This window comes from Bacillus cereus group sp. BfR-BA-01522 (assembly GCF_022662635.1).
GTDB lineage: Bacteria > Bacillota > Bacilli > Bacillales > Bacillaceae_G > Bacillus_A > Bacillus_A cytotoxicus.
The window spans coordinates 147,891-172,052 of record NZ_JAKUDY010000006.1 but is presented as its reverse complement, the minus strand read 5'-3'; the positions used below and the strand labels follow the sequence as shown (position 1 = coordinate 172,052).

The window sequence follows — 24,162 nt, the reverse complement described above, 5'->3', positions numbered from 1 at the left end:
ACCCTTTTATTATATCCTTTTTTCTATTTCACATGTTATACTTTGCTTCAAATAGCGATATGGCATGTGCTAGACAAATCGTATCATATTCTTTTATTTCCTTCTCTGTTTTTAATATCGTAATTCCTTTTACTTTTCGATACTTATACTTATCTACTTTTTCAATTATTCCAGCGCTACATAAAAAATCCATATACTCTATAATGGCTAATTTCCATACATGTTGCGGAAAATACGGTAAGATTCGTCTTTTCAAGTTACGCTTGTTACTTACATAAGAAAATACAGCATGTAAGGAAAAATAGTCTCCACGCTTAAAATTCTCCATAAAGTCTAGACAAAGAAACGCTTGCCATATAAAGGGCGATGTTTGAAATGAAAAAGCAGATGGGAGCGGAACTCCAATTTCAGAGGGAAAAATAGATGGAGAAATTTTCAGTTGATAGAACATACGAAGCAATGCTTTCTGATGACCATTCCAAATGGGTAGAGCGTGCATGCGAAAGTAGTTCTTTTTATTTTGCCATACTCTTTCTAACACGCCTTTTTGAAAAGGAATTTGCTGAAAAATATTTTCAAATGTACTTGTTCGTATAGAAAAAGGAATGATATGTGCAAAATGAATATTCGTAGAGAATGGGATCAAAAATATACACTTTTGGAATATTTTTTTATCGGGGCAAAAAAATAAGAGATATGGTTGAGGATAAGATTGAATACAAAAAGCATGAAAAGAAGATATAGAAGTCCAATACGTAGCATTTCTGTTCAATTGGTTACCGCCTAATATCCAAATGATTTGTATGCCTGCTTTCTGATACGCATATGTTCGCTTTTGTAATTGATTTGCCGAAATGGACGTGCACTGATATTCAATCGCCAGTCTTCTCCCATTCCTCTCTATTAAAATATCTGGTCTCTGACGAATTTCCGGGAGATACTTCTCAATTTCGGCGCAGAACTTTTGCGATATGATCCATCTATATAACTGTTCTTTCCCCCTCATATGATAATTTGATTCAGGTTCTGCTGAGCCTATGCACTGCTCGATATTTTTATGAGCGAAATGCCAAACTTTTTGATTCCCTAATTTTAATTGTACTTCTTTTCCGCAAGCTGGACAAAAAAAACGTTCCTTTTCTCGTAATATAAGCAATTTTTTCTTATCTTGATGATAGAGAAGGTGGATTGTTTCACCGTTTTCTCGCTTCGCCACAAACAATAGCGCCACATCCTTTCTACATTTCGTTACATTCTGCAACATACGTCCTCATTCCTGTCTACCTTAAAGAAAAAAAGATGTTCTCTTCAGAACACCTTTTTATAATAATGGCGATAGTAAGCGATATGTTGATTCAACAATCCGTTTATGCAGGCGTCGTTTATGAAAATGATCACCATGAATTTCGCTTGACACTTGTAAGTCCTCTTCAAAATCTTGTACAAGTTTTCGAATACTCCCTGTATCATATAAAAAGGCATTTACTTCAAAATTCAAATGAAAACTTCTCATGTCCATATTTGCTGTCCCAATGGAAGCCAAGTCAGAATCAACAATTACAACTTTACTATGCAGAAATCCTTTTTCATATTCATATATTTTCACACCTGCATCTAATAACTCCGGGAAATACGATCTCGATGCATAAAAGACTGTGCGCTTATCCGGTTTGCTCGGCATTAATAAACGCACATCAATGCCTGCAAGCGCGGCAACTTTCAGCGCCGACAAAATATCATCATCGGGAATAAAGTACGGTGTAGCAATCCAAATCGATTTTCTCGCAGAGGCAATCATCGCAAAATATAGATGTTTAATCGTTTCCCATTTGTTATCTGGCCCTCCTGCTACAAGCTGTACGCCCCCCCAATGATCTCCTTCTACAGATTGTGCTTGTAAATATTCAGGAGCTAGTACAGCTTCGCCTGTCATATAAAACCAATCTTGTAAAAAAATCAATTGTAAACTTTGAACAGCTTCGCCTCGTAAATATAAATGCGTATCTCGCCAAAATCCAAAATATTTATTTTCTCCTAAATATTCATCGCCAATATTAAGTCCCCCTACAAACCCTTCATTCCCATCAATCACCACGATTTTTCGATGATTTCGATAATTAATTTTATCATTTAAAATGGGAAAACGGACTGGGAAGAACGGGATCATCTGCACTCCCGCCTTATTCAATTCTTCAATATAGGCATTTGAAAGTTTAAAACTACCTACCGCATCATATAAAAAGCGAACAACAACTCCTTCTTTCACCTTTTGGATTAAAATATCTTTAATCTTTGTCCCAAGTTTGTCATCGCGCACAATATAGTATTCCATATGAATATGATGCTTCGCCTTTTGTAAGCCTTGCAAAATGGCTTGAAACGTTTCTTCACCATTCGTTAACACCTTTGTTTCCGTCTGAAAAGAAATATTCAGTGCCCCAAGGCGATCAGCTAAACGAAATAATAGCTCCTGATGTTTATGTTTTTGTAAAATACGCTCTCTATAATCTTCATGTCCCTTGTACTGTAAGAAAGCCTGTTCATCCAAAAGTGCCTTCTTTTGGAACATGCGCTTTCTTCGAAAATTTTGTCCAAATAATAAATAAGCAAAAAAGCCAATGACAGGGAAAATGCCTAGTACAATGAGCCATGTTAATGTTTTAGAAGGGTGTCTATTTTCTAAGAAAATTACACAACCAATTAAAAATGCTGAAATGGTAAATAAAATACTTGTAATACCTAAAAACGAAATATTTCGTATGCCTATTACATCTGAATAAAAAGCTACATCAATAACCATACGTAACGAAACAAACGCTATAAATAATCCTACAAAAAAGAAAAGTAGTTTTAATGTATTTTTCATTTCTACCCCCCTTACTAAAAAAAGCTTTCTACTAGCGAAAGTATACTTTCCCTATTATACCCATCATATAAAAAGCCGATTTCATATAATTGAAATCGGCCTACGTTTTAGAAGGAAAATGCTTACGAATTGTCTCAAGTGCATGTTCGCTCATAATCTCTTTCCCATACTCACTCACACGGTGAATCGTTAAAGTAGATTCCTCTCCGTATTCTAAAATAATACTTAAAATACGGTCAATTTCTTCCTCATCGTGTAGCACTTCATCGAATTCAACATATACATAATAACGATTTTCAAATGAATATAGTTGGTCTTTTATATCTTCAAAAATTAGGCGATGACTTAATGAAATAACATCTTCAAAATCTTCAAACTTAATTAAAAATCCAAGTGTTCCATCTTCATTAAAATTCGTAACCGTTCCTTCTTCCTCTAATTCTTGTTGAAATAACGATTCAATGCTTTCATCTAGAGGAATATCAATAATTTTATCGAGACCTATCGGTAATTCTAATTTTTGTCCATCTTTTGAAAGCTGTGCTTTCGTTACAAGCACTTCAATCCCTTTGTCTAACGCTTGTACTTGAATCCACAATGGTCCATCAATAAAGAAGTCATCGTAATCACGTGCTTCATCCATCATTTCCCAAAATAATTGTTCACTTCGCTCGCGATTATACCAAATTTCCTCGCGATTAAATCCTCTATCCTCTATATCAACGTACGTAATGAAAAATTTCATCGTATGATCATTAATTCTTTCAATATCCAAAATCCAACTCTCCCTTCCTATTTGGAATTGTTATGAAGGGATTCCCCACTCATATGACAAATCAATAGATTCTTGTACTTTCATTTTATGATAAGATTCTCCAGAATGGAAATAAAATTATTTTATTTTGCAAAAACAGTTATCCGCCTAGCTCTTTGAACTCCCCTCACTTCACACTCTTACGAGCTGTTTGAAGCGGGAGATTCCTAAGAACAGCACCTTAACGATTAGTTAATAAAAACCTTCGCGACCTTTATGAAAAAATTGGACATACATTTACGAATTACACCGTACAATATACTACAGTTCATTTCTTAGTGAGATTTCGAAACATGGAAATCAAACTTATGAAACTTTTGTATTCCATACATAACCACTCATTAAAACAGAATAATGGAGGCAAAACAATGGGGGTAGATTTTTTAACATCTATACTTATGATTGTCGGTATTGATGTTGTATTAGGTGGCGATAACGCGATTGTCATCGCACTAGCTAGCCGGAACTTACCTGAATCTAAACGGAACAAAGCCATCTTTATAGGTACTAGCTTAGCCATTGTACTACGAATTTTTCTCACAATACTCGCTGTCTATTTACTTGATATTCCCTTCTTGCAACTGATTGGCGGCATTTTACTGACACTGATTGCCGTCAATTTACTTACTGATAATAGCAATGATCTTTCTTCTATTCAAGCAAAAACAACTCTCTTTCAAGCTGTTCGAACAATTGTATTTGCTGATCTTGTCATGGGATTTGATAATGTTCTTGCCATCGCTGGAGCGGCCCACGGAAATATTCTTCTCGTCATAGTCGGTCTATTCATTTCTATTCCGATTATTATTTGGGGCAGCAAACTTATTTTATTATTGATGGAACGCTTTCCTCTTCTTATTTATTGCGGCGGAGCGATTCTTGCTTACACAGCCGGAAAAATGATTACACATGAGGCACGACTCGCAACATTCTTTCATCAAAATCCTACTTTTACAGCTGGCATTCCGTTCCTTTTCGTTTTGACAGTTCTCGCTATCGGAATCATTGTTCAGCACGTAAAACCGCGTAACACGAATGAATAACACATAATTGGTATATTTTCTTATACAAAAACCTTCTACTCATTATAATAAGTAGAAGGTTTTCATATACATAACTTTATTATTAATTTACAAGACGTTGTGCTTCGCGTAATTGAAATGTTCTTACTGTACGTGGTAAGAAACGACGAATTTCGTCTTCATTATACCCTACTTGCAGGCGTTTTTCATCAATCATAATTGGACGACGTAAAATACCTGGATAATCACGAATCATCTTATATAAATCTTGAAGTGGTAAAGATTCTAAGTTAACATTTAATTCTTGGAAAACTTTCGAGCGAGTTGAAATAATCTCATCCGTCCCGCTTTCTGTCATACGTAAAATTTCTTTAATTTCCTCAATCGTTAATGGATCTGAGAAAATATTACGTTCTGTATAGGGAATATGATTTTCCTCTAGCCATAATTTTGCCTTTCTACAAGACGTACAGCTTGGAGAACTATATAATGTTACCATACAAGACTCACTCTCCTTAAAGAGTACAATTTCTGTACTAATTACAGTTTAAATTTCTACTTTCAGCAATTCCTTACTATAACTTGTCTTACAAGAAAATAAAAAATGGCTTTCCGTGTAAGCAACAGCTCAAGAAGTATTTTTCAAACACATAATAATTACTTTTAATAAGTAACTTCTATAATCATTATACAATAGAATCAGTAAGAAATATACAGTAAATTTCCTTTCTAACAAGAAAATCCAAATGCTCCTTTACTCCAATACGAAACATGGTAACACTGTATTTTTCTATCGAATTCACCCCTCTGTTACATATCGGAATCACGCATTGTTAAAGCTTTTTTCACATATATTTTCCCGTTCCAGCATAAATAAATCTGAATAAAAAACAGGATTTCTTACATTTTCTTAGTAAAACAACTTACAAATGTAATACTTACAAAAAGGAACATCTGTTCTCTTTTATTTTATCAAATCTATCATGAACTGTCTAGCTCATTTATGTTTTTTTCTGATATTTCTTTCTTTTATATCTTTTTTTTCATACAATAAATGATAAAGAGAGAAAGGGGGAATTTTTACATGATTGCTTTTTTTATGGATTTTGCAATTGTTGCGGCCCTCGTCATCGGAATTACAGCATTCATTGGTGTTATTACAAATGGAATAGGGGAAAAATTTTTCGGTAGGAAAGAAAAATTGAAATTTGTGAAGCGAAGCTCTGACATACAATCTGGTTGGAAACAAGTAGGCGGAAACGATATTTATAAAAAACGTGTGTATTAAGAAACAGGAGCCGTTTGACTCCTGTTTCTTCCTTTTTAACGAAATGATTTAATTATTCAACAGATGTCCATTTAAAGCTTAAATCTCCTCCATATTTATGAAAGTATAGATCCTTAACTGTTTCTCTTTGTAAATACGCTCTTCCGCGCTGGTATACTGGTACAATCGCTGCATCTTCTAGCAGCATCTTTTCTGCTGTAAGTAAGCTTTTCCAGCGAGCATTTGCATCGTTCCCATTTTTCTTTGCCTTCATAATTATTTCATCATATTTTGGATTCGAGTATCCCATTTTATTTTGTGTGCCACCTGTTACAAACATATCAAGGTATGAAATTGGATCTGGAAAATCAGCACTCCAACCAGTGAATGACATGACATAGTCGCCAGCACCTTCTAGTTTTAATTTTTGCGCAAATGGTTGTTGCTTTATTTTCAGCGTTAAACCTGGTAAGTTCTTTTCTAATTCCCCTTTTAAATACTCACCTGTTTTTTTCGACAATTCCACATCTTCATTTAATAATTCTAATTCAATTTCATTTTTACCAAGCTCTTTTTTACCCGCTTCCCAATATTTTTGAGCTTCTTTTATATTTGGTTTCACAATGTCACCATTTTCCACCCGGAAATCTTTTTTATTCGGCCCAAACATGAAATTTCCCGGGATTAACCCTGTTGCTGCTGTAGATCCATTGTTTAAGATTGTCTCCACAAATGGTTTTCTATCAAAAGCAAGCGAAATGGCCTTACGAATATTTTTATTCGCTAATGCTGGATCTTTTTGATTTAAACGAAGGAAGAATACTGTTGTTTCTTCAAATGTTTTAAAGTCTGGTTTTCCTTTATATTTATCGATAAATTCTGCCAATAATATAGCACGATCTACCGCTTTTGTTTCATATAAATTAATCGGTGTAGCTGTGTCTTTTACAATATTAAAATTCACTTCTTCTAATTTTACTTCTTTATGCTCCCAATAAGATGGATTCTTTTTCATCTGGAAGCTTCTCTCATGTTTCCACTCACTCAATACAAATGGACCGTTGTAAAGTGTTGTGTTCGCTTCTAGTCCAAATTTATCCCCTTGCTCTGTTACATACTTTTCATTTACAGGATAAAATAAAGGATATATTAATAAGTCTACAAAATATGGTACAGCATGCTCTAATTCTACTTCCAATGTATAATCATTAATGGCTTTTACCCCTAATTGATCCGGTGCCATTTCTTTTTTATTAATCTTTTCAGCATTTTTTATATCGTACATCATATATGCAGATTTTGCAGCCGTATCAGGATTAATTGCTCGCTTCCATGCATATTCAAAATCTTTCGCTGTTACAAGATCTCCGTTAGACCATTTCGCATCTTTCCGTAATGTAAATGTATATTTCTTACCGTCATCTGATTTTTTAAATTCTGTCGCGATTCCTGGAACTAATTTATCTCCTTTTCCAAGGCGATACAATCCTTCCATTGTATTATTCATTACTTCGGCAGAAAGCGAATCGGCTGATAAAGCTGGATCCATCGTTGGAATTTCTTGTGTTTCAATTAAATTTAAGACTTGCTTTGCACCGCTTTTACCGCTAGTCCCTTTTGCCTTCGGTTCATCTTTTTGATAACTACATGCCCCTAACACCATACTTACTGCCATCGTAGATGCTACGAAAATCGGTAGTTTTTTCCTCATAATTCCATCCCCCTACAAATGTTAACCTTTTCATTTTCGAACAAAAAGAAATATATGTATATTCCAACAATTTATATTATACACATAAATATAATTTTTTGGTATCTTTTTTCTATTTCATTAAAATTTTCTGTTATTATAAACTTCTTTGTAAACGTTTTATATTACTGTTTTTTCTATTTATAATACAAAAAAACTTCTTTCGCTTTCGTAACTTAAAATTATCAAAATATAACCACTTCTTATAAACATAGATATACTTGTATAATCATTCTAACTAGAAAAATCGCGTTTAAAAACTTTATAAATTACGCAACAAAATGCATGCAAGTGTTAATAAAGTATGATAAGATACACTTTGCTAAAAAACAATGTTTGTAAAGAGGGGGACGTAATGACAGCTCTTCATGCAAAAGATATAAAAGAGGAGAAGTTAAATTTATTTTTCTTAACTTGGCCTATTTTTTTAGAAGTTTTTCTGTTTATGTTAATGGGGATTGCCGATACGTTTATGTTAAGTGCATTATCTGATGATGCTGTATCAGGCGTTGGTGCAGCCAATCAATATCTCCACATTGCAATATTAGTACTGGAAGTAATCGGAAACGGCGCTGCGATTGTTGTATCTCAATACCTCGGATCGAAACGATATATGGAAGCCTCTAAAATATCAGCACTAGCAGTTACATTAAACTTGGTAGTCGGGCTTGTAATAAGCGCCGGTTTTCTTTTGTTTGCAAAACATATGATGGCGGCAATGAATTTACAAGGTGATGTATTAATTTACGCTCAAAATTATTTATCCATTGTTGGCGGAGCAATTTTTCTTCAAGCAATTATTAATTCACTTGCTGCTATTATTCGTGTACATGGATTTACAAAACAAGCCATGTTTATTTCATTCGGAATGAATATTCTTCATATTGCTGGAAACTATATGCTGATTTTCGGAAAGTTCGGTATGCCTGAACTTGGAGTACAAGGAGCGGCGATATCTTCTGCATTCAGCCGACTGATCGCATTGATTGTCTTCTTCTGGTTGCTTTATCGTGTGATGGAATACCGCGTCAAATTGACCTATTACTTTACTCTATCGAAAGAATATGTAGGAAAAATCTTAAAAATCGGAATTCCTTCTGCCTTTGAGCAAGTCATGTACCAAGCTTGTCAAATTGTCTTTCTATACTACGCAACGTATTTAGGGGCTGATTCATTAGCCGCTAGACAATACGCAACCAATATTTCCATGTTCACATATTTATTTGCTATCGCGATTGGAATGGGAACAGCGATTATCGTTGGGCGTTTAGTTGGTGGAAGTAAGCAAGATGAAGCTTATGTACGCGTATGGAAAAGTGTGAAATGGGCTCTATTTGTCACTTTATGTATGGTCATTCTCGTAATTACATTCCGCATACAATTAATGCAATTATTTACACATAATCCAGATGTAATCGCGTTAGGGGCGACCGTTCTTTTACTCAGCATTCTATTAGAAACAGGACGCACGATGAATATCGTTATTATCAATTCACTGCGTGCAGCAGGTGACGCCAAATATCCTGTTCTCATCGGAGCTTTTTCTATGGTGTTAATGAGCTTACCACTCGGATACTTTTTTGTATTTTATTTACACATGGGACTTCCTGGAATCTGGCTAGCAATCGCAATTGATGAATGGACACGTGCGATTATTATGTTCTTCCGCTGGAGAAGTCGATTGTGGGAAAATTATGCGCTTGTTAAACCAGAAGTACAAGAAGAAACAGTGCCTATGCAAGCATAAAAAAAGCGGCAATGAAAGCCGCTTTTTTTATTGATAAATTCCTTTATATTTCTTATACTCAGCTTCCGAACATAAAACAAAATGTCCCGGGCGAATTTCTCGCATTGTTGGTACTTCACTTCCATATTGGTGCTGAGATGGATCGTATACAATACGTTTACGATTTCGCTCATAATCTGGATCTGGAAGTGGGATCGCTGAAAGTAAAGATTTTGTATACGGATGAATTGGATTTTCATATAATTCATCGCTGCTCGCCAATTCTACAATTTGACCACGATACATAACACCAATGCGATCACTAATATATTTTACCATCGATAGATCATGGGCAATAAATAAGTATGTTAACCCTTTTTCTCTTTGTAGTTTTTTCATTAAGTTGACAACTTGTGCTTGAATGGATACGTCAAGCGCTGAAATTGGCTCATCGGCAATAATAAATTCAGGCTTTACCGCTAAGGCACGAGCGATCCCGATGCGCTGACGTTGTCCACCTGAGAATTCATGCGGAAAACGGTTTGCATGTTCTTTATTTAAACCAACTGTTTTTAATAGCTCATGCACACGATCCATACGTTCTTTTTTATTTTTTGCTAATCCGTGAATATCAATGCCTTCTGCAATAATATCTCCTACTGTCATACGAGGGTTCAACGATGCATATGGATCTTGGAAAATCATTTGCATTTTTCGGTTGAATTTTTTTAGTTCTGCTCGAGATTTTTTACCATGTACATTTTCACCATCAAATAATACTTCTCCAGCTGTTGCATCATATAAACGAATGATCGTTCTTCCAGTTGTCGATTTTCCACAACCAGATTCTCCTACAAGACCAAATGTCTCTCCGCGGTAAATATCAAATGAAATATTATTAACCGCTTTAACAACACCACCACTTACGTTGAAGTGTTGACTTACATTTTTTACTTCAATTAATTTTTCACGTTGTTTAGTCATGTTGTTCACCTGCTTTCATTTGAAGAATACGTTTTTCAACAGCTGCTGGTGGTTTTACTTCCGGCGCTTGCTCATGAAGTAACCAAGTTGCCGCATAATGTGTATCACTCACTTTAAATAAAGGTGGCTCCATTTCAAAATCAATTTTTAAAGCCTGTGGATTTCGTGGTGCGAACGCATCACCTTTTGGCGGCTTTAATAAATCTGGTGGCGTTCCCGGAATTGCATATAGTTCTTCTTCAGAACCATCTAAACTTGGCATAGAAGCAATAAGGCCCCACGTATATGGATGTTTCGGGTTATAGAAAATTTCATCAACTGTTCCGATTTCAACAACTTTCCCCGCATACATAACAGCGACACGATCAGCAACATTTGCCACTACACCTAAATCATGCGTAATAAAAATAATAGCTGCTTCTGTTTTTTGCTGAATATCTTTCATTAATTCCAAAATTTGTGCTTGGATCGTAACGTCAAGTGCAGTTGTCGGCTCATCGGCAATTAATAATTTCGGATTACAAGCTAGTGCCATTGCAATTACAACACGCTGTCTCATACCACCGGAAAACTGGTGCGGATATTGTTTTAAACGAGCATCTGGATTTGGAATCCCAACAAGGTCAAGAAGCTCTAATGCAACTTTGCGAGCATCCGCTTTGCTCATTCCTTGATGCTTAATAAGGCCTTCCATAATTTGATTGCCAATTGTCATCGTTGGATTGAGGGACGTCATTGGATCTTGGAAAATCATCGCAATCTCTTTTCCACGCACAGCCTGCATTTCTTTTTCTGTTAGTTTTGTTAAGTCACGACCTTCAAATAAAATTTCTCCTTTTTTAATACGTCCTGGCGGATTTGGGATTAATCCCATTAACGCCTTGGAAGTCACTGATTTTCCGGAACCAGACTCCCCTACAATCGCTAATGTTTCTCCTTTTTTCAAATCAAAAGTAACACCGCGTACAGCTTGTACTTCACCTGCATGCGTATCAAAGGAGACTTGTAAATCTTTTACCTCTAGCAATTTTTTCATTCTTTACCTCTCCCCTCTTTTACTTACGCATTTTTGGATCTAACGCGTCGCGTAATCCATCCGCCATTAAGTTAAATGCTAAAATTAACATACTGATGACAATCGCAGGGATGAACATCATATGTGGATACGTTTGAATGGATTTGTAACCATCATTTACAAGTGAGCCAAGTGATGCAAATGGTGGCTGAATACCAAGACCAATGAAACTTAAGAACGCTTCACCAAACACCGCAGTTGGAATTGTGAACATTGTCATAACGATAATCGGCCCCATTACGTTTGGAATTAAATGTTTGATAATTAATTGTGTGTTTGTGGCACCTAGTGTACGTGATGCTAATACATATTCTTGATTTTTTAATTTTAATACTTGTCCACGAACGATACGTGACATCCCAATCCAACCTGTAATCGCCATCGCAAGTGTAATTGACCATATACCAGATCCCATAATGATTACCATTAAAATAACGATAATTAAATACGGAATACCGTTAATAATTTCCATAACACGCTGCATAATATTATCTACTCGTCCACCATAGAACGCTGAAATCCCTCCGTATGCAACCCCGATAATTAAATCAATCGCAGCTGCTAAAAGCGCGATATATAATGATACACGTGTCCCATCCCATGTTCTTGTCCATAAATCGCGACCTAGGTCGTCTGTACCGAACCAGAAAGACTCTTTAATATCACGTTTTTTATATTGATCCACACCATATTGGTCTGTTCCATCAAATGGTAACCAATGAATATTTTCGAGCACTGGAATTTTTGGTGGCAATTTCGCACGACTTAAGTCTTGATCTTTATAAGAATACTTACTTACCATCGGTCCAAAAATCGCTAGTAATGTAATAATAACTAATAATACAAGACCGAACATTGCACCTTTATGCTGAAATAAGCGTTTTCTTACATCTTGCCAAAACGTTAAGCTCGGACGGGCAATGACTTCATTATCAACATTACTTTGATTTGCTGGTTGAAATAAATCTGGAGATAATTTTTGTACATCTTTCATCATTTTTTCCCTCCCGCTAAACGAATACGAGGATCAATAATTCCATATAAAATATCTACGATGAAAATAACGAAAATAAAGACTGCACTATAGAAAATTGTTGTCCCCATAATAACTGTATAATCATTTAATGTAATCGACTTAACGAATTGTTCCCCAAGTCCAGGAACAGCATAAATTTGCTCAATAACAAGTGTTCCTGTAATCAACCCTGCAACCATCGGCCCTAAAATTGTAACAACTGGAATCAGTGCATTACGAAGAGCATGTTTCACAATAATGACGCCTTGACTAATTCCTTTTGCCTTCGCTGTTAAAATATAATCAGCTTGCATTACTTCAATTAATTCAGCACGAGCAAAACGTGCGATTGTTGCAATAACTGCCATCGATAAAGCGATTGTTGGCATAACTGTAAATTCAGGTCCTTTCCAGAATGCAACTGGGAACCAGCCGAGTTTTACCCCTACGAAATATTGTAATAGTGCTGCAAATACAAAGGATGGTACCGACATTCCGAGTACGGAAATAATCGTCGCCCCATAATCGACCCATGTATTATTTCGAAGTGCTGCAATAATTCCTAAAATTAGCCCAATAAATGACCCTAAAAGAATTGCCTGAAAACCGAGCTGGGCGGATGGTCCAATACGTTCTGCAATCATATCCGTTACCGGACGATTATCATATTGGAACGATACTCCTAAATCGCCTTTTGCTAAGTTTCCTAAATAGCGTGCGTACTGCACTGGTACCGGATCATTTAAACCATATTTCTCCAAAATGATTTCTTTTTGTTCCGGAGATAATTTCTCCTGATTTTTGAGTGGAGAACCCGGCAATAATTTCATTAAGAAGAATGTTAATGATGTAATTAAAAATAATGTCAAAAACATATATACGAAACGCTTTAATACATAACGTCCCATAGTCAAGCACCTCCCCATTTTTTTCAAAAGCAATAAGATAGTTTTAAATATTCTTACTTTTATATTTTTAAAATAAGAGCATATGCCCATCATGGACATATCCCCTTTATAAACGATGAAATTAAGTGAAACTTTAATCAGCAGGGGGTTCTTCATCCCCTACTGATTATGAATCCTCACCAATCGGGCTGCCGATAAAAACTACTATTTTTCAACGGACGCCCATTTATATGTTAGTTTACCACCATAAGAAATTGGAATAATGTCTTTCACACCATCTTTTATAACATAGGCAGATCCTTTTTGGAATATTGGTGCAATAACAGCGTCTTCTTTTATTAACATTTTTTCAACCTCTAGAAGATTATTCCAACGAGCTTGTAAATCTTTTGTGTCTGTTTTTGCTTTTTGAATGAATTCGTCATATTTTGGGTTTGAGTATCCTGTTTTGTTTTGCGTACCATTTGTCACAAACATATCTAAATATGAAATTGGATCTGGATAATCAGGACTCCAAACAGCAAGTGAAATATCATATTCCCCTGAGTCTTCCAATTTCATTTTTTGCGCAAACGGTTGTTGTTTTATATGAATGGTTACACCTGGTAAATTCTTCTCAATTTCACCTTTTAAGAACTCACCAACTTTTTTGGAATCGTCATCATCAAAGTTTAAAACTGATAGTTCAACTTTATCAGTTCCAAGCTCTTTTTTCGCGGCTTCCCAAAGTTTTCTTGCTTCTTTTGTATCCGTTTTAACTAACTTACCATTTTCAGCGCGAAAATCTTTTTTATTTGGACCTTCAGCAAAATCTTTTCCAACAAATCCGTAAGCACCAATCGCTCCATTATTTAAAATAACTTTCGCGATATTTTCACGGTCAAAAGACATGGAGATTGCTTTTCGTAAATTTTTATTATGTAAGAACTGATTTTTCTGATTAAATCTTAAATAGGCAACCCCATTTTCTTCTCTCGTTTTAAACTCTGAACTTTGTCTAAACTTATCTACAAATTCCGAGCTTAATGGTGTACGATCAATCGCATTTGTTTCATATAAGTTCACATTCGTTGCTGTATCTTTTACAATATTAAAGTTAATCTCTTCGATTTTAACAGTTTTGTTATCCCAATAGGATGGATTTTTCTTAAGTTGGAAACTACGTTCATGCTTCCATTCACTCATCACAAATGGTCCATTATACAAAGTTGTATTGGCTTCTAAACCAAATTTATCTCCTTGTGACTTCACAAAATTTTCGTTCAGCGGATAAAATACAGGATACACTGTTAAATCAACAAAATAAGGAATTGGGTTGTCTAATTCCACTTCTAATGTATAGTCATCAACCGCCTTGACTCCTAATTGATCCGGTGACAATTCTCTTTTATGAATTTTCTCTGCATTTTTAATATCAAACATAATATAAGAATATGTTGCTTTTGTATCTGGATTTACTGCTCTTTTCCATGCATATACAAAATCTTTCGCTGTGACAGGATCGCCGTTTGACCATTTCGCATCTTTTCTCAACTTGAATATATACTTCTTACCGTCATCCAACTTTTCGAATGATTCTGCAACACCAGGCATCCTTTTTTGTTTTTCACCAATACGATATAATCCTTCCATCGTATTGTTTAACACTGTTGATGATGCTGAATCTGATGCTAATGATGCATCCATTGACGGAATTTCTGATGGTTCTGTCAAATTCAGAATCGGCTTTCCATTACTACTAGATGCCGCTTCTTTCCCTTTTGCTTTTCCATCATCTTTTTGGTAACTACAAGCCCCAAGTAACATGCTTACAGTCAATGTTGACGCAAGTAATAATGGTATCTTTCTCTTCATAGCTGCACTGCCTCCCCTAATTGCACGTCCTGTACCCAATTCGCTAGAAATTGAAAGAATAATCTCCAAGTTTCTACAATTTTCATTATACATATAATACAACAATTGTGAATATAATTTTTTGTTTTTTTGTTAAAATTTTAAATAAAATATTTATTTTTTGATAAAGGGATAACTTAGCATTGATTCCACCATATTGAAATACAACTTACAATTGCGTATAATTTTCAAATAATTAATTATATTACTCATTATAACTTTCATAGTATAATAATTCCAGTAAAATTTTTTTACGGAGGGGAACATTTTGAAACAAATTTTTTTCCATACTTGTATACTAATTTTCATAGCAATCATCGTTTCTAGTATCGGTGCTTTGCTCTCTTCACCTCATTTTTTGTTAAATTTCGTCAATTTATCTTTTTATATTGCACTAGTTTTTGTGATTGTGGGTGGCTTTTTATTCTTATTTCAAAATGGCTTTTTCAACGTAACGATGTACGCCTTCCAAAAAGTATTTGGAACGAACAAAAAAATTGAATCTCTTATTGAAGAACTGGAAGCACCTGAAGATAAAAAAGAACGGATCTATAAAACATATTCATTCAAATGGACCTATCCAATTTGTCTCGCAGGTCTTCTACTAGCAGCCCTTTCAACAATCATTAGTGTCACCATTCTGATGTAGTTTGCAAACCATCTTTCGTAATGATATAATGATTTGCAAACATTTTGTTATCACAATAACGATCGTTCATTCTTATTCAAGAACGATCGTTATCAAAGAATAAATCTAATACGATGCAATGATAAAGAAGAGTACATATTGTAGTAATTTCAGAGAGCTTGTGGTCGGTGCAAACAAGTAATTACACAATATGGAATGGGCTTTTGAGCACCAAACCGAACCGAAAGAAGTAGGCTTTGGCGTAATCCAAACGTTAAATGGATTAAAGAGATTTCACAACTGTGAAATAATTAGGGTGGTACCGCGGTCCATTCGTCCCTATTGTCATAAGGGATGAATGGACTTTTTTTATTTAAAAAGCGGAGGCGGCTCGCTTAGAATGTGAGGGGGATGGAGCTCCTGACGTAGAGGCGCTCTTTGCCTCACAGGAAGGCGCGAAGCCACCGAACATTCTTGCCGCCGGAGCTGGATTCCATCAAAAAGCACAGGCGGCTCGCTTAGCCCTTCTCCACCCTGACAACCAATTCATAGTAGCCTGCTCTTCAATCATTCATTATTGAAAATTTAAGGAGGAATGATGTATGTCAGTTATTTTTTCTGGTATTCAACCAAGTGGAACCATTACGCTTGGAAACTATTTAGGAGCAATGAAACAATTTACAGAACTTCAAAATGAACATGACTGCTATTTCTGTATTGTAAACCAACATGCGATTACAGTCCCTCAAGATCCTGTACAACTTCGCAAAAATATTCGCAGTCTTGCGGCATTATATATTGCATGCGGCATTGATCCGGAAAAAGCAACTTTATTTGTCCAATCCGAAGTTCCAGCACATGCTCAATTAGGATGGATTATGCAATCCATCGCATCTGTTGGAGAATTAGAACGCATGACGCAATATAAAGATAAAGCAGCTGGCCGCGAATCTGTTCCAACTGCACTGCTTACGTATCCACCATTAATGGCAGCTGATATTTTACTTTACAACACTGAAATCGTACCAGTTGGTGACGATCAAAAACAACATATGGAACTAACACGTGATTTAGCAGAACGCTTTAATAAACGTTATCGCGAAGTCTTCACAATTCCTGAAATTCGCATTCCAAAAGTAGGTGCGCGCATTATGTCATTAACAGAACCTACGAAAAAAATGAGTAAATCGGATCCAAATCCAAAGGCAATGATCTGCATGCTTGATGAACCAAAAACAATTGAAAAGAAAATTAAAAGCGCCGTAACAGACTCTGACGGTATCGTAAAATTCGATAAAGAAAACAAACCTGGTATCTCAAACTTATTAACAATCTACTCTTCATTCTCTGGAAAAACAATTGAAAAACTAGAAGCACAATATGAAGGAAAAGGATATGGTGACTTCAAAGGCGACCTAGCACAAGTAGTCGCAGAAGCAATCCGACCAATCCAAGAAAAATATAACGAACTAATCAACTCTCCAGAACTAGACGAAATCCTAGACAAAGGTGCCGAAAAAGCAAACCGCGTCGCAATAAAACAACTGCGCAAAGTAGAAAACGCAATGGGACTAAGCAGAAAACGTAGGTAACATAAAAAGCGGAGGCGGCTCGCTTAGAATGTGAGGGGGATGGAGCTCCTGACGTAGAGGCGCTCTTTGCCTCGCAGGAAGGCGCGAAGCCACCGAACATTCTCGCCGCCGGAGCTGGATTCCATCAAAAAGCACAAGCGGCTCGCTTAAAATGTGAGGGGGATGGAGCTCCTGACGTAGAGGCGCTCTTTGCCTCGCAGGAAGGCGCGAAGCCACCGAACATTCTCGACGCCAGAGCTGGATTCCATCAAAAAGCACAGGCGGCTCGCTCAGCTCTGACTGGCTAAGGTTCTTTCGCATAGAAGGCGTTCTTTGCCTTCTTATGCGGAAGGTTCTTAGACACGAAGAGCTTGCTGCCGGAACTGGATTCTACAAAAAGCGCAGACAGCTCGCTCTGCTACTCTAAAATCAACTAAAAAAACCGCCCATTGCGGCGGTTTTTTAGTTTACTTTCTGCTCGTTCTCCATTTCCCATAACTTTTCAAAGAATGGTTGTCCTTTTACAAGGCGTTCACATAGCTGTTCATGCTTTTCTGACCAGCCGTTTTTCGCTTCTTCATAAAGCTGTTTCCAAACATCTTCAAATTCCATATGTTGAACTGCTCCATAAGCAGATGGATCCCACTCTGTGTACCAATAGCGAATTTCAGCTGGATTTTTCGTTGTATGTAATTGATCTAACGCCATAAATAATAATTGCTTTAACTGTCTTTCTTTACGGGTTAATCCGTTCATAATATGAGGTGATGGTGATAAAATATGATGTTCTTTTTCCGTTTCTTCCATTTGAAACTTGTACTTCTCTGCTTGTACATTCTCCACCATCTCATACACCATTTGCTCTTGACGAGGAATCAGTCTACTCTTTCGAATTGGTACATTGTATCCAATTGTATCTACAGCGATAATTCCTCTTCCATCTGTAACAACGAAGCAATACTCTTGTTGCAAACGTTCATGATTTTTACGAATATAAGCTTTATGATGTACGTCTTCCAATAATTGTTGTGGAAGTTCTAATAATTCGTTCTCGATGTAATGATATAATGTGGCATCTACTTTTAATAATGGCACTTGATCTAACAATTCAATCGTATCATCTTTCCGCCATTCGTAAAAATGACAAACGTTATACCCATTTTCTTCACCTTCAAACCAATTTACCCATACATCATGCAGATATAACATTTCTCTACCCCTCACTTCACTACTATTTGTACCAATCATTATGTTCATTTTCGGTAAAATTTATTCCATGTAAGGAAATATATTCTACTTATTATTTTAATGACGAAAAAGAACTTGGCATCGCCAAGTTCCCAAAGTGACTATTCAGCAAATGCATTCGCCTTTTTTAATATATGCTTGGCATCGATAGACATGAAAGAAAGCGTATTTTCTTTTGTTACTTCCACGCATTCTTTTACAATATGAAAACCTACCCCATACCCTAACATTTTCGGATACGGTCCGATTCCATTTAAAATAGCGTCATACTCCCTTGTCCCTCTCCTTATATCTCGTTTCTCTTTTATTACTTTCTTCCAATAATACAACGCTTCTTCTTTTGAAAAATATAACGTCCACGGGGCGCACGCCTGCTCTGTATGTCGTTCTATAACGGCTTGTTCTGCCAATCCTTCCATGACCATTGTATCTAATAACGTATACTCCTGTTCTCTTTTGACGATTTGATGCAGTCGGCATATGTGGTGATATTCATGAGTCAGCAACGCTTTTAATTCTTGAATCGAATTTCTCCCGCATACAAATAAAAAGATAACATGCCGCATTGTTAAACCAGCTTTTCCATTGTACTCCTCTTGTACGGTGCGATTATATGGATCTGATAGTAAAAGAAAGACCGGAACATCCGGACCTCCTAACCATTTTTTTAACGCTTCATATTCTGCGGACAATTTTGTCCAAATTTGTTTTTCTTCTAATTGCCGAATTTCATTTTCACCTTTTCGCACAGGACGATACATACCTTTTGAAATGAGAAATCGATATAGCTGCTCTTTTGGTAATGGAATATACTTTGTAAACTTCTCGCACAGCTTTTCTGGGCGTCCATAATATAATCTCATCCAATTAGCAGTTTGAATAACCCCCATCTTACCTACCTCCTTTTCTTATATATATGCAGAAAAAGAAGAGGGCACATTAAGGACAAAAATAAATAGAGGCCGCCCTACTTTGGACAGCCTCTTTCGTTCTCATTATTTATATGCCTTAAATACTAGCGCTGCGTTATGTCCGCCAAATCCTAATGAGTTACTTAATACGGCGCGGACTTCTTGATGTCTTGCTTCATTTGGTACGTAATCTAAATCACATTCTGGATCTGGTGTTTCATAGTTGATTGTTGGAGGAATGACTCCATCTGTAATGGACTTAATAGAGAAAATTGCCTCAACAGCACCAGCTGCTCCTAATAAGTGACCTGTCATTGATTTCGTGGAACTAATTGCTACTTTATATGCATGTTCACCAAATGCTTCTTTAATCGCCATTGTTTCATATTTTTCATTGGCATCTGTACTTGTACCATGCGCATTAATGTAGTCAATATCTTCTGGTTTAAGACCTGCATCAGCTAAGGCTTGACGCATTGCGCGCACGCCGCCTTCACCACCTGGCGCAGGTAGTGTAATATGGAATGCATCTCCTGTTGCACCATAACCAGCAACTTCTGCATAAATATGAGCACCGCGTGCTAATGCATGTTCTAATTCTTCAAGAATAAGAATACCTGCACCTTCTCCCATGACAAAACCGCTGCGATTTTTATCAAATGGACGACATGCAGTCGCTGGATCTTCATTAAATGTTAATGCTTTCGCTGAACTAAATCCTGCAAATGCCATATGCGTAAGAGGCGCTTCTGCCCCCCCTGCAATCATCGCATCAGCATCCCCGCGCTGAATGACTTTAAAAGCATCTCCAATTGAGTTTGCTCCTGATGCACAAGCTGTTACGGAGCAAGTGTTAATTCCTTTTGCACCTGTCGCAATCGATACTTGACCAGCTGCCATATCAGGAATCATCATCGGTACGAAGAACGGACTTACGCGGCGCGCGCCTTTTTCCATGAAGATTTTGAATTGTTCTTCGTATGTTTCCATACCCCCAATTCCAGAACCAATCCATACACCAATGCGCGGTGCATTTTCTTCTGTAATTTCTAATTTCGCATCAGCAACTGCCATTTTTGCTGCCGCTACCGCATATTGTGTAAATCGATCCATGCGACGCGCTTCTTTTTTCTCAATATATTTTTCGACTTCAAAGTCGTTAATTTCTGCTGCTACTTTTGCTGGAAATTGCTCTGGATCTAATCGTGTTAGTCGTCCGATTCCAGATACACCATTTTTAATATTTTCCCAAGCAGTTTCAACATCTGTTCCAACTGGCGTTACAGCTCCTAATCCAGTAATTACGACCCTCTTTTTTTCCATACAAAATACACTCCTTTTTTCTCTCAGTCCTTATTTACCCCAACGAAGAGCAACTGCCCCCCATGTTAATCCACCACCAAAGCCAACGAGTATGATAAGATCCCCATCTTGAATTCGTCCTTTTTCCAATTCTTCTACCATAGCAATTGGAATAGAAGAAGCAGATGTGTTTCCAAACTTTTCAATCGTCTTACTCATTTTTTCTTGTGGCAAATCTAATCTCTCTCTTGCAGATTCCATAATACGAATATTTGCTTGATGCGGAACTAAAAAGTCAACATCAGCTTTTGTGAGACCTGCTTTATCTAAAACATGGAGACAAGAATCACCAAGTTGGCGAACTGCGAATTTAAAGACCTCTCTGCCGTTCATCATAACATATTCGTCTTGATAAAGGTGCTTTCCACCTCTTCCATCTGCTCCTAATTCAAATGAAAGAATTCCTTTACCGTCTGAAACAGCTCCCATAACAACAGCTCCTGCTCCATCTCCGAATAAAACTGCTGTATTGCGATCTTTCCAGTCGACAATCTTCGATAATTTATCGCTGCCTACCACTAATATGTGTTTATAAGTACCTGTTTGAATAAATTGCTGAGCTGTAATCATCCCGTACATAAAGCCAGCGCATGCTGCACTTAAATCCATTGCAGCTGCATGTGTTGCACCAATTTGTTCCTGGACCATACATGCTACAGCAGGAAAAGAATGATCCGGTGTTACAGTTGCAACTAAAATCAAATCTATATCCTCACCAGTAATTCCCGCATCTTCTATTGCTTTTTTAGAGGCTTCAACAGCCATATATGATGTATCTATTGTATCATCGGCAATTCGTCTCTCCGATATTCCCGTTCTTGTACGAATCCATTCATCGGATGTGTCCATTATCTTCTCTAAATCATGATTTGTGACTACTTTTTCTGGCACATATCTTCCGATTCCTAAAATGCCTACATTCACATTGCAGCCCTCCGTTTTATATCAAATATTATGACGTGGTACTAATTCTAAAACATAAATGTTTATTTGTCTAGAATATATTTCGTCGGAACGTGAAACTTTACGCAAAGAAATCCCCTTCATTCCTTCCTTATATTTTCTCCATAAAAAAGAAGCCAACAATTGTCGGCTTTCCTTCCTAATAAACAAATTATTTTTCTGTCTTGCCTAGTTCATATGCTTCATTCATCACTTTCATTAACAATTCTAATACCGGCTGGGCTTTCTCCATATCAAGTGCCACTCCATGATCATCTAAAATTGCTTTTGCCTCTGGTAAATATTTCATTGCGATTTGTAAAAACTGCATATTTTTTTCATTCATATCATTTCATCCTTTCTCATCTCGCTATCTTTATTTACGAATTGTAAATATATAGCGCTTCAACCTTCATATAATCGCTTATATTTTTTTACGTGCGCAAATTGTTTGTTTAAACCGAATTCTAACGGGGTATGTTTTTCCATGCAAATGTTAGCAAATGTTTCTTGCTTTTCTTCCACACGCCCCTTCATTTTATCATTCGCATTTAAAAGATGCATTCCTTTTTCCCAAAGTTTTCTCTTCCCGCTAATTAAGTTATATACCCCTATATTCTCTATATCCGTTCCCTTTTCCAATAAATATTCACATACATCTTCTACATATAAAAGGTCACACCTATTTTCAGTAGAAGTTAACTCACATTCCTGTTCATTTATTTCCGATAGCATCAGTTGATGATAGATCATAAATGTTGGTTGCCACGGTCCATACAATGTAGGGACACGAAATATGCTGTAGGAAAGATCACCTTTTTTTACTTCTTCTTCAATCTTCATAAACATTCGCTTATTTTCCGATTCGTTCCGGTTTCCGACTTCAATAGATGAAACGACATTTAGCTTCACTTCATTTGCTTCACACATATGCGTAACACGTTTTAAATATTGTAAAATGACCTGTTCTTTTCGAAATCCCGCATTTTGGTTCGGTTCACATAAACAAAAATATGCCGCATCAAAGGGATTGTTCTCTATTTCATGCCATTCCCGATCATCTCTAATGTCGGAATAGGTAAATAAAGCATTCCGTCCAATTAACATTAACTTTTCTTCCTCTATTTTTGAGATATTCTCAAAATCTGCAAAGTCCATTCCGTACACTTCAATGTCTTCAGCGAGCATTTTATTCACAAGATGATATCCAACAAATGTAAGAGCACCTATAATGAGCACGCGATTCATGTCATCAATCCTTTCTTTCTCTTAAACAAATAGCTCCTTCTTTATGTATGTTGGAGCTTCATAATTCTTCCTCGTATTTTTTGAAAAAACGACATACTTGATGAATCGTTTTATATTTCACATCTTGTAAGTGAAACGATAAAGATGTGTCACATTTCTTATCCAATCGCTGTTTCTCGTATTCCCGAAACAGCTGCTTACGTTCCTTCTTTTCTTGTGTCGAGACAAACATTTTAACTGGCACGCAAGAAGGTAAATATCGGAATGATTTTTTATCAATTTTCGTCGCTAGCTCTACTTCCTTCACCTCATATGCTTGCAATAACTCTTTCACTAATCTTTTATAGAAAAATTTATGTTCTTTCTCAAATTCCACATATGCTGGTAAATCTAGACATGGACTTAACATAGCAACAGAACGTATGCATTCCGGATTACGATGCATCATCTCAAGAGCTACAAGCGCTCCCATTCCATCTGCCAATATATGAATTTTTTCATTTAAGGTCTCTTTCTTCATCACAACATGATATAATCGCTTTGCTAAACGAACAGCCTGATCATTTCCCCAATGTCTTCCGTATAGATTGGATGAAAAAACGGTATATCCTTTCTTTATAAGTCCATTTAAAAAATACGCTCTTCCTGTGTGCTGCATCCATAAACTTGTACCATTCTCAATAAAGTAGTTGTAATCGCCAAGAAGCATAATGCAAAATCCATTAGGTTTTTCTGGTAAGTAAATCACACATGGTTCTTCTTCCAAGTAGAAAAAACGTTCCGTAATACTCATTTGTCTCCCGCCTTATTTTCTAAACATAAAAAACTTCTCTTTATAATGTATGAATGGAATACGAATTTGCTTTGAAAATTCCACAAATATTTTTCTATATTCTTTTTTCAATTGTGTTACAATAAAGGCAGATTGAACG

At 36.4% G+C, this 24,162-nt stretch carries 22 protein-coding genes and 1 other annotated feature; of the genes, 5 read left to right on the top strand and 17 right to left on the bottom strand.

Features of this window, described 5'->3' with window-relative positions; all coding sequences use genetic code 11:
* Positions 1 to 28: 28 nt before the first annotated feature.
* From MR059_RS11185 to mecA, 3 genes are all read right to left on the bottom strand, one after another.
* Positions 29 to 1,231, bottom strand: coding sequence for a competence protein CoiA (locus MR059_RS11185; protein WP_242161766.1), 1,203 nt, complete (start codon positions 1,229 to 1,231; stop codon positions 29 to 31).
* 90 nt (positions 1,232 to 1,321) lie between these two features.
* Entirely contained in the window at positions 1,322 to 2,866 is a 1,545-nt protein-coding gene (cls, locus tag MR059_RS11180; protein ID WP_242161758.1) for a cardiolipin synthase, read from the bottom strand.
* Positions 2,867 to 2,966: 100 nt separating this feature from the next.
* On the bottom strand, positions 2,967 to 3,641 hold the full coding sequence (gene mecA, locus MR059_RS11175; protein WP_011983993.1) for an adaptor protein MecA: 675 nt from the start codon (positions 3,639 to 3,641) through the stop codon (positions 2,967 to 2,969).
* Positions 3,642 to 4,048: 407 nt separating this feature from the next.
* Between mecA and MR059_RS11170 the strand changes: the two genes are divergently transcribed.
* Positions 4,049 to 4,723 carry a TerC family protein gene (locus tag MR059_RS11170; protein ID WP_011983992.1) on the top strand — a complete coding sequence of 225 codons (675 nt, stop codon included), beginning with the start codon at positions 4,049 to 4,051 and terminating at the stop codon, positions 4,721 to 4,723.
* Between the two features lie 82 nt (positions 4,724 to 4,805).
* On the opposite strand, the gene spx is transcribed toward MR059_RS11170, so the two are convergent.
* Complete coding sequence (gene spx, locus MR059_RS11165) at positions 4,806 to 5,201, bottom strand: transcriptional regulator Spx (RefSeq protein WP_000258267.1); 396 nt, start codon at positions 5,199 to 5,201, stop codon at positions 4,806 to 4,808.
* A gap of 585 nt (positions 5,202 to 5,786) precedes the next feature.
* Here spx and MR059_RS11160 point away from each other — a divergent pair.
* Entirely contained in the window at positions 5,787 to 5,990 is a 204-nt protein-coding gene (locus MR059_RS11160; RefSeq protein ID WP_011983991.1) for a hypothetical protein, read from the top strand.
* A 52-nt stretch (positions 5,991 to 6,042) separates the two neighbouring features.
* Here the strand turns inward: MR059_RS11160 and MR059_RS11155 are convergent, their stop codons facing one another.
* Entirely contained in the window at positions 6,043 to 7,680 is a 1,638-nt protein-coding gene (locus MR059_RS11155) for a peptide ABC transporter substrate-binding protein (protein ID WP_011983990.1), read from the bottom strand.
* 343 nt (positions 7,681 to 8,023) lie between these two features.
* Here MR059_RS11155 and MR059_RS11150 point away from each other — a divergent pair, with 343 nt between their 5' ends.
* Positions 8,024 to 9,466, top strand: coding sequence for an MATE family efflux transporter (locus tag MR059_RS11150; RefSeq protein WP_081428351.1), 1,443 nt, complete (start codon positions 8,024 to 8,026; stop codon positions 9,464 to 9,466).
* A gap of 27 nt (positions 9,467 to 9,493) precedes the next feature.
* Here MR059_RS11150 and MR059_RS11145 read toward each other — a convergent pair whose 3' ends face one another.
* From MR059_RS11145 to MR059_RS11125, 5 genes are all read right to left on the bottom strand, one after another.
* On the bottom strand, positions 9,494 to 10,429 hold the full coding sequence (locus MR059_RS11145; protein ID WP_011983988.1) for an ABC transporter ATP-binding protein: 936 nt from the start codon (positions 10,427 to 10,429) through the stop codon (positions 9,494 to 9,496).
* The gene (locus MR059_RS11140; RefSeq protein WP_011983987.1) at positions 10,422 to 11,465 is read right to left on the bottom strand and encodes an ABC transporter ATP-binding protein; all 1,044 of its coding nucleotides are present in this window, start codon (positions 11,463 to 11,465) and stop codon (positions 10,422 to 10,424) included. The genes MR059_RS11145 and MR059_RS11140 overlap by 8 nt, the downstream gene beginning before the upstream one ends.
* A 19-nt stretch (positions 11,466 to 11,484) precedes the next feature.
* On the bottom strand, positions 11,485 to 12,501 hold the full coding sequence (opp3C, locus tag MR059_RS11135) for an oligopeptide ABC transporter permease (RefSeq protein WP_011983986.1): 1,017 nt from the start codon (positions 12,499 to 12,501) through the stop codon (positions 11,485 to 11,487).
* The gene (gene opp3b / locus MR059_RS11130; protein ID WP_011983985.1) at positions 12,498 to 13,427 is read right to left on the bottom strand and encodes an oligopeptide ABC transporter permease; all 930 of its coding nucleotides are present in this window, start codon (positions 13,425 to 13,427) and stop codon (positions 12,498 to 12,500) included. Before opp3b ends, opp3C begins: the two co-directional genes overlap by 4 nt.
* 204 nt (positions 13,428 to 13,631) lie before the next feature.
* A complete protein-coding gene (locus MR059_RS11125; protein ID WP_087098021.1) occupies positions 13,632 to 15,281 on the bottom strand; it encodes a peptide ABC transporter substrate-binding protein in 1,650 nt (549 codons plus the stop codon).
* 307 nt (positions 15,282 to 15,588) lie between these two features.
* On the opposite strand from MR059_RS11125, the gene MR059_RS11120 reads away from it, so the two are divergent.
* Entirely contained in the window at positions 15,589 to 15,969 is a 381-nt protein-coding gene (locus tag MR059_RS11120) for a DUF3899 domain-containing protein (protein WP_011983984.1), read from the top strand.
* A gap of 109 nt (positions 15,970 to 16,078) precedes the next feature.
* Positions 16,079 to 16,292: a binding site (T-box leader), on the top strand.
* Between the two features lie 258 nt (positions 16,293 to 16,550).
* Positions 16,551 to 17,540 (top strand): tryptophan--tRNA ligase, encoded by a 990-nt coding sequence (gene trpS, locus MR059_RS11115; RefSeq protein WP_087097970.1) that lies wholly within the window; start codon positions 16,551 to 16,553, stop codon positions 17,538 to 17,540.
* Positions 17,541 to 17,981: 441 nt separating this feature from the next.
* Here trpS and MR059_RS11110 read toward each other — a convergent pair whose 3' ends face one another.
* The 7 genes from MR059_RS11110 to MR059_RS11080 all read right to left on the bottom strand — a co-directional run bounded on the left by MR059_RS11110 (position 17,982) and on the right by MR059_RS11080 (position 24,023).
* On the bottom strand, positions 17,982 to 18,728 hold the full coding sequence (locus MR059_RS11110) for a YjbA family protein (RefSeq protein WP_011983982.1): 747 nt from the start codon (positions 18,726 to 18,728) through the stop codon (positions 17,982 to 17,984).
* 140 nt (positions 18,729 to 18,868) lie between these two features.
* A complete protein-coding gene (locus MR059_RS11105; RefSeq protein ID WP_011983981.1) occupies positions 18,869 to 19,657 on the bottom strand; it encodes a DUF2268 domain-containing putative Zn-dependent protease in 789 nt (262 codons plus the stop codon).
* A gap of 105 nt (positions 19,658 to 19,762) precedes the next feature.
* Positions 19,763 to 21,001: a beta-ketoacyl-ACP synthase II gene (gene fabF / locus MR059_RS11100; protein ID WP_011983980.1), complete on the bottom strand. Its 1,239-nt coding sequence runs from the start codon at positions 20,999 to 21,001 to the stop codon at positions 19,763 to 19,765.
* Between the two features lie 30 nt (positions 21,002 to 21,031).
* Positions 21,032 to 21,964, bottom strand: coding sequence for a beta-ketoacyl-ACP synthase III (locus MR059_RS11095; protein WP_011983979.1), 933 nt, complete (start codon positions 21,962 to 21,964; stop codon positions 21,032 to 21,034).
* Positions 21,965 to 22,154: 190 nt separating this feature from the next.
* Positions 22,155 to 22,328, bottom strand: a complete 174-nt coding sequence (locus tag MR059_RS11090) for a ComZ family protein (protein ID WP_011983978.1) — start codon at positions 22,326 to 22,328, stop codon at positions 22,155 to 22,157.
* 59 nt (positions 22,329 to 22,387) lie between these two features.
* Positions 22,388 to 23,230 (bottom strand): NAD-dependent epimerase/dehydratase family protein, encoded by an 843-nt coding sequence (locus MR059_RS11085; protein WP_011983977.1) that lies wholly within the window; start codon positions 23,228 to 23,230, stop codon positions 22,388 to 22,390.
* Positions 23,231 to 23,288: 58 nt separating this feature from the next.
* Entirely contained in the window at positions 23,289 to 24,023 is a 735-nt protein-coding gene (locus MR059_RS11080) for an alpha/beta fold hydrolase (protein WP_011983976.1), read from the bottom strand.
* Positions 24,024 to 24,162: the final 139 nt, after the last annotated feature.